Annotated in this window: 10 protein-coding genes; 5 read left to right on the forward strand and 5 right to left on the reverse strand. The window is 42.8% G+C overall.

Translation table 11 applies throughout. The features are described from left to right. Positions 1–6 precede the first annotated feature (6 nt). Positions 7–2,013 (forward strand): glycoside hydrolase family 97 protein, encoded by a 2,007-nt coding sequence (locus tag B3317_RS06130; protein ID WP_291109662.1) that lies wholly within the window; start codon positions 7–9, stop codon positions 2,011–2,013. 528 nt (positions 2,014–2,541) lie between these two features. Then, complete coding sequence (locus B3317_RS06135) at positions 2,542–2,886, forward strand: MGMT family protein (protein WP_291109664.1); 345 nt, start codon at positions 2,542–2,544, stop codon at positions 2,884–2,886. Here B3317_RS06135 and B3317_RS06140 read toward each other — a convergent pair. The 5 genes from B3317_RS06140 to B3317_RS06160 form a co-directional block, all read right to left on the reverse strand. Further along, positions 2,883–4,112: a sugar MFS transporter gene (locus tag B3317_RS06140; RefSeq protein WP_291109666.1), complete on the reverse strand. Its 1,230-nt coding sequence runs from the start codon at positions 4,110–4,112 to the stop codon at positions 2,883–2,885. The genes B3317_RS06135 and B3317_RS06140 overlap by 4 nt on opposite strands. A 51-nt stretch (positions 4,113–4,163) precedes the next feature. Next, positions 4,164–5,627, reverse strand: a complete 1,464-nt coding sequence (locus tag B3317_RS06145) for a rhamnulokinase (RefSeq protein WP_291109668.1) — start codon at positions 5,625–5,627, stop codon at positions 4,164–4,166. 76 nt (positions 5,628–5,703) lie between these two features. Beyond that, positions 5,704–6,348 (reverse strand): class II aldolase/adducin family protein, encoded by a 645-nt coding sequence (locus tag B3317_RS06150; RefSeq protein WP_291109670.1) that lies wholly within the window; start codon positions 6,346–6,348, stop codon positions 5,704–5,706. Between the two features lie 24 nt (positions 6,349–6,372). Then, on the reverse strand, positions 6,373–6,762 hold the full coding sequence (locus B3317_RS06155) for an L-rhamnose mutarotase (RefSeq protein ID WP_291109672.1): 390 nt from the start codon (positions 6,760–6,762) through the stop codon (positions 6,373–6,375). An 8-nt stretch (positions 6,763–6,770) separates the two neighbouring features. Further along, complete coding sequence (locus B3317_RS06160) at positions 6,771–8,561, reverse strand: L-fucose isomerase (protein ID WP_291109674.1); 1,791 nt, start codon at positions 8,559–8,561, stop codon at positions 6,771–6,773. 232 nt (positions 8,562–8,793) lie between these two features. On the opposite strand from B3317_RS06160, the gene B3317_RS06165 reads away from it, so the two are divergent. From B3317_RS06165 to B3317_RS06175, 3 genes are all read left to right on the forward strand, one after another. After that, positions 8,794–9,681 (forward strand): helix-turn-helix domain-containing protein, encoded by an 888-nt coding sequence (locus tag B3317_RS06165; RefSeq protein ID WP_291109676.1) that lies wholly within the window; start codon positions 8,794–8,796, stop codon positions 9,679–9,681. Positions 9,682–9,918: 237 nt separating this feature from the next. Then, the gene (cysK, locus tag B3317_RS06170; RefSeq protein WP_291109677.1) at positions 9,919–10,866 is read left to right on the forward strand and encodes a cysteine synthase A; all 948 of its coding nucleotides are present in this window, start codon (positions 9,919–9,921) and stop codon (positions 10,864–10,866) included. A gap of 247 nt (positions 10,867–11,113) precedes the next feature. Next, positions 11,114–12,409 (forward strand): O-acetylhomoserine aminocarboxypropyltransferase/cysteine synthase family protein, encoded by a 1,296-nt coding sequence (locus B3317_RS06175; protein WP_291109679.1) that lies wholly within the window; start codon positions 11,114–11,116, stop codon positions 12,407–12,409. Positions 12,410–12,432: the final 23 nt, after the last annotated feature.

A 12,432-nucleotide genomic window follows, 5' to 3' on the forward strand; every position in this document is an offset into this window, starting at 1 on the left:
CTAATAATGAGAAAAAACAATTCGGTAATCCTGTCTTTATTCTGTCTTTTATTCTGTTATACAATGACAGTTTCTGCTCAGAAACAATTCACTCTGAAATCTCCTAACGGCAAGCTGGAAACCAGTATCAGCGTAGGTAAAACAGTCGAATATTCCGTATCTCACGAAGGAGACATAATGCTTTCCAGATCGCCTGTTTCCATCACCTTGGCTGATGGCAGTGCCTTTGGTATTAATGCCAGGCTGTCCGGCTCATCCGAAAAAGCTGTAAACCAAACCATTGACGCCTCTGTTTATAAACGGAATAAGATCGCGGATAACTACAATGAACTCACCCTAAAGTTCAAAGGTGATTACAATATCATATTCCGGGCCTACAACGATGGTATTGCTTATCGCTTTGTCTCTACTTCAAAGAAGCCGTTTATTATAGAGAATGAACAAGCTGAGTTTAACTTCCCTGCCGATCAGAAAGTATTTGTTGCCTATGCCAACAAACCGGAAACCACGCCTCTTGAGGGCCAGTTCTCCAACTCGTTCGAGCAGCCATATCACAATATAGCTCTATCTGCATGGAACAAAAAGCGCCTTGGTATTTCACCGTTGGTAGTTGAAGGAGCGAAAGGAAAAAAGGTTTGTATCACAGAAGCTGACCTGATGGATTATCCGGGAATGTTCCTATATCCGGCTGAAACGGCAAACGGCCTGAAGGGTGTATTTGCCCCTTACCCCAAAGATACCCGTCAGGGAGGGCATAACGAACTCCAGATATTGGTCGATTCCCGTGAATCATTTATAGCAAAATCCGATGGCCTGACAAACTTCCCATGGAGAGTGATTATTGTTGCCGAAAAAGATTCGGAACTCGCCGACAGTGATATGGTGTACAAACTAGCAACTCCGTCTCAAGGGGATTATTCTTGGGTAAAACCCGGAAAAGTAGCCTGGGACTGGTGGAACGACTGGAACCTGTATGGTGTTGACTTCCGTGCAGGTATAAACAATGAGACATACAAATACTATATTGATTTTGCATCTAAATATGGTATTGAATATGTAATCCTCGATGAAGGATGGGCTGTCAACAAAAAAGCCGATCTGTTTCAGGTAATACCTGAGATCAACCTTCCGGAACTGGTCAGTTATGCCAAAGCAAAGAATGTAGACCTTATCCTCTGGGCCGGATATCATGCTTTCGACAGAGACTTGGAAAAGGTTTGCAAGCACTATAGCGAGATGGGCATCAAAGGATTTAAAGTCGATTTTATGGATAGGGATGACCAGATCATGGTAGACTTTCACCGCAGGGCAGCCGAAATGGGGGCTAAATACAAAGTACTTATAGATTTCCACGGTACATATAAGCCGACCGGATTGCAACGTACCTATCCGAATGTTATCAACTTTGAAGGAGTAAATGGGCTGGAGCAGTTGAAATGGTCCGGTCCCGAACTCGATCAGGTCACCTATGATGTTACTATCCCATTCATCCGTCAGGTAGCAGGTCCGATGGACTATACGCAAGGCGCGATGCGTAACGCGACAAAAGGCAATTACAGAAACGTATATAATGAAGCCATGAGCCAGGGCACACGCTGTCGTCAACTGGCCGGATACATCATATTCGAATCGCCTCTGAACATGCTATGTGATAGTCCGTCCAACTACATGTCGGAGCAGGAATGTACAGAGTTTATCGCTGCTGTACCCACCGTGTGGGATAATACCATCTCATTGGATGGGGAAATCGGAAAGTATGTATCTGTCGCCCGCCAAAAAGATAACACCTGGTATGTAGGTGCTATGACAAACTGGGATGCCCGCAATATGCAATTAGACCTGTCCTTCTTAGGAGAAGGCAACTTCAAAGGTGAAGTGTTCAAAGACGGGATAAATGCCGACCGTGCCGCCCGTGACTACAAGAAAGAAACAATAGATATTCCGGCGAATAAGCAGCTGCAGGTATCTATGGCTCCGGGTGGAGGTTATATAATCAAAATAACAAGAAAGTAAAGTACACAAATATAGTCTGTTTGCAGGGGTGGTCATAATACGACGCCCCTGTTTCCTTTAATGTTTGAGGGGGCGGAAAAGCCCATGCCTTCTTTATCTTAAAAAAAGGTAACAACCTTTTCAGTTAACAGTAAACAGTTAGCAGTTAACAACTCGTAATCCGTAACTCTTAAAAAAAGGTAACAAAGGTAACACTATTTACAGTCAACAGTTGGTAGTTGGCAATCAACAACTGGTAAGATGTAAAAACTTTGCGCCTTTGCGTCTCTGCGTGAAACAAAATAAGGCGCCAGCCAACTTGTAACTTGTAACTGTTAAAAAGTAACAAAGGTTACACTTTTTCTACTTATTACTTATTACCCTCATTGTAAGTCCCCCTCCGGGGATTAAGGGGGCCAATCAATACTTCAAAGAACTATAAGCTAACAGCTAAAGGCTATCGGCTCTGATTATATAGATAAACTTCTTATGAAAACATCATCATTTATCCATTCGATTTTAATCTTATATTTGTATAAATATTAAACCATGTCTAAACTGGATAAAGAAGATTTTACCGAAGCCGTCTATGAGATTGTCAGAATGATACCTTACGGGCGGGCAACCAGCTATGGAGCCATAGCCAAAGCCATCAGCTATCCCAATATGTCGAGGATAGTAGGGCGTGTTATGGGGCAATGCGACTCCGCTAAAAGCGGTATTCCTGCCCATCGTGTAGTCAATAGCAGCGGGGTATTATCGGCCAAAGAAGCTTTCGGCAATTCGGGTGAAATGCAGAAACTGCTCGAAGCCGAAGGAATCACTGTTGTCAATGACAGGATAAAGAACTGGAAAGCTGTATTCTGGAACCCGATGAAAGAGATAAACCTTTAATTCTTTAACTTACTTACCCCGAAAGCTAATATCACGGCAAAACAGACCAGCGGAATTACAAATCCGGCAGCCATAGAATACAAATCGGCTATACGCCCCATCAACATGGGAATAACAGCCCCTCCGGCCACGGCCATAACGATAAGGGAGGAGCCTTTTTCCGTATTTTCTTTCAATCCGCTTATGCCTATCGCAAAGATTGTAGGATACATGATAGACATAAAGAAATACGACGCAAAAAGACAAACTACCGATATCATACCCAATCCCATAACCACAACAACCATCAACAAAATATTCATCGAAGCATATATTGCCAGCAGCTTCCTGGGATTAAAGAACTTCATCATATAACTTCCCGATATACGGCCGATCATAAACATACCCATTCCACCGAATGCAAGTATCTGGGAAGCCTCCAGATGGGATATGTCGGGGCGCACCTCAATTACATAATTGATAAAGAAACTGCCTATGCCTGTCTGACCGGCCACATAAAAGAACTGGGCAACGACAGCGAATATAAAAAGGGGATGTTTCAACAGGTCTTTATAACGGCTTTTAGTATTTGCAGATACAACACTTCCGGATAACTCCGTACCTTCTGCCGCTATTTGAGGCAAAGGGGTACGTATAAACAATACGGCAATAATCAATACAACCACGCCAATGCCGATATAAGGCGTAGCTAACGCGGAAAAAGGATCACCTTTATCCGAAAAGATAAGTAATCCTCCCACCAGAGGTCCTAATATCCAGCCCAGACCATTAAAGGATTGAGCCAGATTGATACGCCTTGCTCCCGATTTGGCCGGCCCTAAAACCGTTGTGTAAGGATTAGCTGCGGTTTCGAGGCAGGTCAGCCCACAGGCAATAACAAACAGCGCTATGAGGAAAGGAAAGAATGTCTTGATTAACGTTGCCGGATAGAAAAGAAAAGCTCCGATGGCGAAAACTAATAATCCGAAAACAATTCCTTTCTTATACCCATATCTTTTAATTATCAGTCCGGCAGGAATACCCATCACAAAATAACCGCCATAGAGGGCAAACTGTACCAACGCCGAGCGCGCCTTGGAGATTTGCAATATCTCCTGAAAATGCGCGTTTAACACATCCAATAAAGCATGTGCGAATCCCCAGAGAAAAAACAGGCTGGTGACAAGTATAAATGGGAACAGGTAGTTTTGCCCATCTTTTCCCCTGAACATAGAACTGTTCTTCATATTATTTTGCATGGTATGTATTGATATTAAAAAGGTTAAATTGATTCAAATTTATTGGAACAGATATTTTTTTTCAGTTATTGCATCAGTCCATTTTTTTGTATTAGCGGGATAATATATTTTTTGTTCAAAGCTGTTTTTTATAATATTATGTCCTTCTTTCAAGTCCTGTATTTGTTTGTCGGCTATAGCCTGCTGAATAATATTACCCGTTGCCGTTGCTTCTGTGAGGCCTGCTATCACCTCCATATTCAACGCATCGGCTATGTATTGATTCAGTAATTCATTGCGGCTTCCGCCACCCACCACAAAGATATGTTTTATTTCCAAACCTGTGCATTCCTGCAACCTGGCCATTACAAAATAATATTTAACGGCGAGGGATTCCAGTACACAGCGTACCAGTTCCCCTTTCGATACGGGAATAGCCTGGCCGGTATTCCGGCAGTATTCCCGGATAGCCTCCGTCATGGAAACGGGATGGGTGAACGCAGGATTATCACTGTTTATAATACTGCAAAAAGGTATGGCTTTGCCACATTCGGAAAACAAATAATCATACGCACATTCTTCGCCGGCCTTCTCCCATTCGTCAATCAGTCTTTGTAAAAGCCAAAGCCCTGTAATGTTTCGCATAAAGAGAATCTTATCGTCTACACCGCCCTCATTTGTAAAGTCATTTTTTCGGGCTTCTTCCGTAAGGACAGGTTTGTCTGTTGTCACACCCAACAGGGACCATGTTCCCGAACTCAGAAATGCCCAATCTTTACCATTTGCCGGAATAGTGGCTATAGCGCTGGCCGTATCGTGCGAGCCGACTGAAAATACATTAATACCATCAGCGCCTGTTTCTTCTGCAATTTCATTCCTCAGCTTACCAATAAGATTGCAGGGATATATGATATTTTCCATCAATCGGTATGGCAATTGCAGCTTATCAAAGACAGCTTTACTCCAATGTCGTGTCCGTGCGTCTAATAATTGGGACGTAGAAGCTATAGTATATTCATTACAGGCGACTCCCGTAAGGAAATAATTGATGAGATCAGGAGTAAACAGCAATTTATCGGCGATTGACAATACCGGGTCTTCTTTTTGTTTAAGACTTAAAAGCTGGAAAACGGAATTTATTTCCATCTGCTGGATACCTGTAATTGCATACAGTTCTTCTGCAGATACAGAGCCGGATGCTACGGCAGACATGCCTTCGGTACGGCGATCACGATAGCAAACAGGATTGGATAGTAAATGCCCCGATTTGTCTATCAGCCCGAAATCGACACCCCAGGTATCTATTCCAATACCTCTCAACGTATATCCTTTTTTTACGGCTAACCGGATACCCTCTTTTATGTTTGAGAACAGTGACAGGAAATCCCAATAAAGTGTATCTCCTAACCCGATGGGAGGATTGCTGAAACGATGGACTTCATCCAAATGAACCTTTCCGTTTTCAATGAAGCCTACGATAGCCCTGCCGCTTCCTGCGCCAAGGTCTAAAGCCAGATATGCCATGGTAATGATCTAATTGATTAATATGCCAATGTGCCAATTAATTAGCAAATAGTGCAACACTTATGACTCATAACTATTATGATCCTGCTTTTCCTAGGATATAGACCTCCAGGTCGCGGATTTCCTCATCACTCAAAGTCTGATAATTGCCTTCACCTGCACGTACAATTATGCCGCAGGCAAATTCGAAAAAGACCGCCTTCTGGAAGGCATCATCGAAATCTTTTCCGCAAACTGCCTGGCCATGCTTGCTCATCAATACGCAGTCATGCTCTCTCAGGGCGTTTGTCACAGCATCCGCCAATTCTTTAGAGCCGGGACGGAAATAGGGTATCACCGGAATTTCACGGCCGCAATAGCAGGGAACTTCGGCCACGACGTTGAAATTCTCCGGCTTGTTTTTCATACATGAAACAATTGTGGCATATTCCGACTGGAAATGCAGCACCACATTCATGTCTTTTCGCTCGCGCAATACTCCAAGATGGAAAACACTTTCCATAGAGGGTTTCGGGCCATCTATCCGCAATCCTGTTGATATATCACATATGGCTACATTTTCTTCTGCCAGACGTGGAAGCCATGATCCTGTACCCGATACCAATGCTGTATGCTCTTCCACACGCCACGAAAGATTACCGCTGCTGCAAAGCTGCAATCGCTCTTTTCCGACACGATGAGCCTGTTCTATAAATTTTGCAATATGTTCTTTTGTTATCATTTTAATATTTAGTTTATATACGGATTACTTCAGGGCGTCCGTAAGGGAAAATATGCGCTCTGCAAGCTGCCATTTTTCTTCCGAACGTTGCCCTTCTCCCACTATCTGGAACTGAGATACAAATTCTTCCCATTCGGTTTGTCTTTCGTATGTAGCCAGTTTACCGAAAGAAGCATCCCAGTCGAAATCGGGAGCTGTTTCCAATAACATGAAGGCTATATCATTTATCATATAGATCTCCATATCCAGAATGCCCGCCTTACGGATGCCCAGAGGAATTTCCTTCCATATATTATGGCTGTTATGCCAATATTTATATTGTTCTAAGGTATCCGGACTCAGTTTCAGGAACTGGCAGAAGCGTTTTGTCGCCCCTGCCGGTTCTTTTTTATACCCTTCTTTCAGGTCTTTCATTATTCTTTTTATTTCTTATAAAGAGGGCCGTATGTCTGGCACGCCCGGTAATCAGCACTTTCTTTATCCATACCGAACGCGTTCCATGAAGACGGACGGTAAATATCGTCGGCGCTTACGTTATGCATGCAAACAGGGATGCGAAGCATAGAAGCTAATGTAATCAGATCGGCTCCGATATGCCCGCAACTGATAGATCCATGATTAGCCCCCCAGTTGTTCATCACCGAATATACATCTTTAAAATTAGAATCATCTGTCAGGCGAGGGACAAACCATGTTGTAGGCCAGCCCTTATCGGTGCGTTCATCGAGTATTTTGTGCACTGCCGGGTCCAGATCTACTGTCCAGCCTTCGGCGATTTGCAATACAGGGCCTAAACCCTTTACCAGATTCAGGCGAACCATTGTACAAGGCATGCCCCCACGTGTCAGGAATTTGGAAGAAAAGCCTCCCCCTCTGAAATATTCACGGTTGGCCGGCATCCATGTTGTCGCATCCAGACAGGCTTTTGCTTCCGCCTCTGTAATATTCCAGAATGGCTTCATCGTAGGTTTTCCATCCTTATCGTTCTGACATCCGCTGCCATCCAGAGTTGCCGCACCCGAATTAATCAGGTGAATCATTCCCGCGGAGGCCAGCCCTTCCAGTTTCTTTCCGGTTACACGCTCCACAGCTTCGGGGCTCCAGTATGTCCGTACGTCTGCAAATATCTGTGCCGTATTGGTCAGTAAATAGCCGAATAACATAGCTGTGCCGTTCAGTGCATCATTTTCGGTAGCTAATATATAAGGAGAGCGGATTCCGGTCCAGTCGAAAGATGAATTCAGAATTGCTTCGGTAAAATCACCGTTCGCGTAAAAATCCGTCCATTGGCGTTGCCCCTGAAATCCTCCTGCAATCGCATTATGCCCCAGAGCCTCTTCGCCGAATCCCATTTCTTTCAGCTTCGGATTACCGATCATCAGATCCCGGACTATCAATGTCATCTTCACAATAAATTCCCAGTCTTTATCCCTTCCGGCCTGATCTTTTTTCAAATCGGCCCGGTTGATATTATCTTCGCCTTCCTTGCAGTTAGCTTTTGCCCAGATCAGCGCTTTTTCATATTCTTCTTTATCATATATACCTTCGGTCATACGGCGGATTATTTCCACTTCGTCGACCCCTTCGCAACGCATACCCAAATAATCTTCGAAGAAATCGGTATTCACTATGGAACCTGCGATACCCATGCAAACCGCCCCGATAGATAAATATGATTTACCCCGCATGGTAGCTACAGCCAGGCCGGCTTTTGCAAAACGAAGTAATTTTTCTTTCACATCGGCAGGGATTTCCGTTGTTCCTGCGTCCTGTACATCGCGTCCGTAGATGCCGAATGCGGGCAATCCTTTTTGTGCGTGTCCGGCTAATACCGCCGCAAGATATACCGCTCCGGGGCGTTCCGTTCCATTGAATCCCCAAACAGCTTTTACCGTGTGTTGTTCCATATCCATCGTTTCACTACCATAGCACCAGCATGGAGTAACGGTAATAGTAACGCCGACACCTTCTTTCCGGAATTTTTCGGCACAAGCGGCGCTTTCGGCGACACGTCCGATAGTTGAATCTGCTATAACACACTCTACAGGAGAGCCATCCGGGTATTTCAGCGTTGAGGTCAATAAGGAGACTACGCTTTTCGCCATGTTCATTGTCTGAGTTTCGAGTGATTCGCGGACGCCACCCATACGACCGTCGATAGTAGGACGGATGCCAATTTTCGGCCATTGGCCTTGAAATCTTTTTGCTGTCATGATATTGATTTAGATTTTAAATTATTATGTTCGGTATATCTTAGTTACTTCTTGTCTAAGAAAGTTGATTCAGGTCATAATGCGAATTTATAGATAAAATACAAGAATTACTTTCACTTTTTCGATAGATGGATGGTATTATATCGATATATTTTGTCGGAAATAATCTATTATATATTATAAATAAGTATATTTATGATCTGTTTAAATAACATTAAAGCGATACATATCCATGTATACTATTACCGGTAACCTTGATTTTATACTCCTGAATATTGGCTATTCGGAGCTCAATGCAAATTGGAACTGGAAAAATGTCTATAGTCCTTTTGCCAGAATATATTATGTGAAAGGGGGAGAAGCACGTACAAAGATCGGGGGTAAATTATATACACTAAAACCGGATCATATCTATCTGACACCGCCTTTTACCCTGCATAATGATGAATGTGACGGCTATTTTTCGCTATACTACATTCATTTCTATGAAAAAGCAGTGAATAAGGAATCGGTATTCGACAAATATGATTTCCCGGTAGGAATAAAAGCTGAATCATTGGATCTATTGCTGACAGAGAGGTTACTAAAGATTAACCCTGAGCGTCATTTAAGAAATATCGATCCGGAGTTATATGACAACTTACCGAATTTTTCGCAATATGTAGCCGATAACAATAAGATACCCCCGCATTTCATCATCGAAACGCAAGGTATATTATACCAGTTGATAGCTAAGTTTTTTGAAACGGCCAAGGTTAAATCGGATAATAAGGATAGCCGGATAATCAGCGGATTAAAATATATCCATGAAAATACGGATAAAGATATATCTATAGACCAACTGGCGGATATAGCCTGTATAACCAAGGATCATTTTATCCGGATATTCAAGAAAGAAATGAAATGCACACCCTTGAAGTATATAAATCTGAAAAAGATAGAAAAGGCTCAATTGCTGTTACTTACTACCGATATTTCCATCAGGGATATTGCTCTCGAATTGGCGATAGATAACATTTCATATTTCAACCGGATGTTTAAACAGCATGTAGGCAGGACTCCTTCAGAATACAGAAGTGAATATAATAAACAACAAATCTTCGGAAATATCATGGATTAATAATCTGCCGATAGATAGTCAGTTAATAGGCCGGACATTCTGTAAGGGCAGGAGAATAAATAGGCTGTATGAACAGGTGAAATTTTTACCATGTACCGTTATTATTCACTTAGAGCCCATTTAATCTGAAATATACCATGTTTATGGTATGAAAATACCTTACTTTAGCGATTTCATAAATGTAGAATAGCATATACCTTTGTATTATTGAAAATCAGATATTAAAATTATAATCTTATGGGAAAAATTGCTAAAAAACTAACAGACCTTATTGGTAACACTCCATTGCTGGAGCTTTCAAATTATAATAAGAAACACGGGCTTGAAGCTTCTGTGATTGGAAAACTGGAATATTTCAATCCTGCTTCCAGCGTAAAAGACCGTATTGCCAAAGCGATGATAGAAGATGCAGAGGCATCGGGTATCCTAAGGCCTGACAGCGAGTTGATAGAGCCAACCAGTGGTAATACCGGTATAGGACTTGCTTTTGTAGCTGCGGCTAAAGGATATAAGCTGACGTTGACGATGCCGGAGACAATGAGTATCGAACGTCGCAATTTGTTGAAAGCATTAGGTGCTAATATCGTTTTAACACCAGGACCTGAGGGTATGAAAGGTGCTATTGCGAAGGCTGAAGAATTGCAGAAAGAAAATCCGAAAGCGGTGATCTTGCAGCAGTTTGCCAATCCTGCTAACCCTGCAGTTCACAAACGTACTACCGCTGAAGAAATCTGGCGTGATACAGATGGAAAAGTCGATATTTTTGTATCTGGAGTCGGTACAGGTGGAACAGTAAGCGGAGTAGGAGAGGCGTTGAAAAAATACAATCCGAATGTGAAGATTATAGCCGTTGAACCGGCTGATTCCCCTGTCCTGTCGGGAGGCACACCGGGACCACACAAAATACAAGGCATCGGAGCAGGTTTTGTTCCTAAAACATATGATGCCTCTGTTGTAGATGGAATAATTCAGGTTAGTAATGATGATGCAATACGCACAAGCCGTGAGTTGGCCAGAGAAGAAGGCCTGCTTGTGGGAATATCTTCAGGAGCTGCGGCTTATGCAGCAACCTTGTTGGCCAGGAAACCTGAAAATAAAGGTAAGAACATTGTTGTTATCTTACCCGATACAGGCGAGCGCTACTTATCTACAGTCCTGTATGCCTTTGAGGAGTATCCCCTTTAATCATGTATATAGTTAAATTGTTTGGTTATTAAATTTAGTTGAGTAATTGGCATTATCTGCCGGTTACTCATACTTATAATAATTATTATCGGATAAATATTTATCTATATACCTACGAGTTATTAGCGTACAGCTTTTAACTGGCAGGACGAACCCCCTGATTGACTTCGCCGAACGTTGTTCTTTCATTATTAATTATTTCCTGTGTTACTTTTTAAATAGTATATATCATATAAAAATTGTAGAGATGAGTAAGTATAAATTTGAAACCCTTCAGGTACATGCCGGACAGGAAAAAGAGCCGGTAACGCGTTCACGCGCAGTTCCTATCTATCAGACAAGTTCGTATACATTTGACGATGCGCAGTACGGAGCCGATTTGTTCGGTCTGCGCAAGTTTGGGAATATCTATACCCGTCTGATGAATCCGACAACAGATGTTTTCGAAAAGCGTATCGCAGCCCTTGAGGGTGGAGCCTCCGCGCTGGCCACTTCTTCCGGTCAGTCTGCACAATTCATCGCGTTAAATAATATATTGTCGGCCGGGGATAATTTTGTCACTACATCTCATCTTTACGGTGGTACATATAATCAGTTCAAATCGCAGTTCAAGCGTTTGGGTGTAGAAGCGCGTTTTACACCGGATGACGAGCCTGCTTCTTTCGAGAAGCTGGTGGACAGTAAGACAAAAGCGATCTATCTGGAGACAATCGGTAATCCTGACTTGAATATACCCGATTTTGAGGCTATTGCAGCTGTGGCGGAAAAACACGATATTCCGTTGATTGTAGATAATACTTTTGGGGCAGGAGGCTATTTGTTCCGTCCTTTGGAACATGGGGCTACCATCGTAGTAGAGAGTGCTACCAAGTGGATTGGCGGACATGGTACTTCCCTGGGGGGCGTTATTGTAGATAGTGGAAAGTTTAACTGGGGCAATGGTAAGTTTCCTGAATTTACAGCTCCTTCCGAAAGCTATCATGGTTTGGTGTTTTGGGATGTCTTTGGGGCAAATGGCCCGTTCGGTAATATTGCCTTTACTATCCGTGCCCGTGTAGAAGGACTTCGTGATTGGGGAAATACAATCAGCCCATTTAATTCCTTCCTTTTGTTACAGGGTTTGGAAACATTGTCCTTGCGTGTTGAACGGCATGTAGAAAATACGTTGGTTATTGCAAAATGGCTGGAACAGCACCCGAAAGTGGAATATGTGAACTATCCGGGACTTGAAAGCAGCCCTTATCATACTTTGGCTAAAAAGTATTTTAAGAATGGATTTGGAGGTGTTCTGTCTTTCAAGGTAAAAGGCCCGGGGGAAAATGCCGATAAAGTGATAAACTCTCTTGAACTGATAAGCCATTTGGCGAATGTGGGAGATGCTAAGTCTTTGATTATTCACCCTGCGGCAACTACTCATGAACAGTTGTCGGATGAAGAAAAAGTGGCTACGGGAGCTATACCGGGCTTACTCCGTATTTCGGTCGGTATTGAGAATGTCAACGATATTAAGGCCGATCTGGAACAAGCGTTGGCTAAGATATAAAGATTCGGACCAGCAAAATAAAA

Source organism: Dysgonomonas sp. UBA7710, from assembly GCF_002482385.1.
Classification (GTDB): domain Bacteria; phylum Bacteroidota; class Bacteroidia; order Bacteroidales; family Dysgonomonadaceae; genus Dysgonomonas.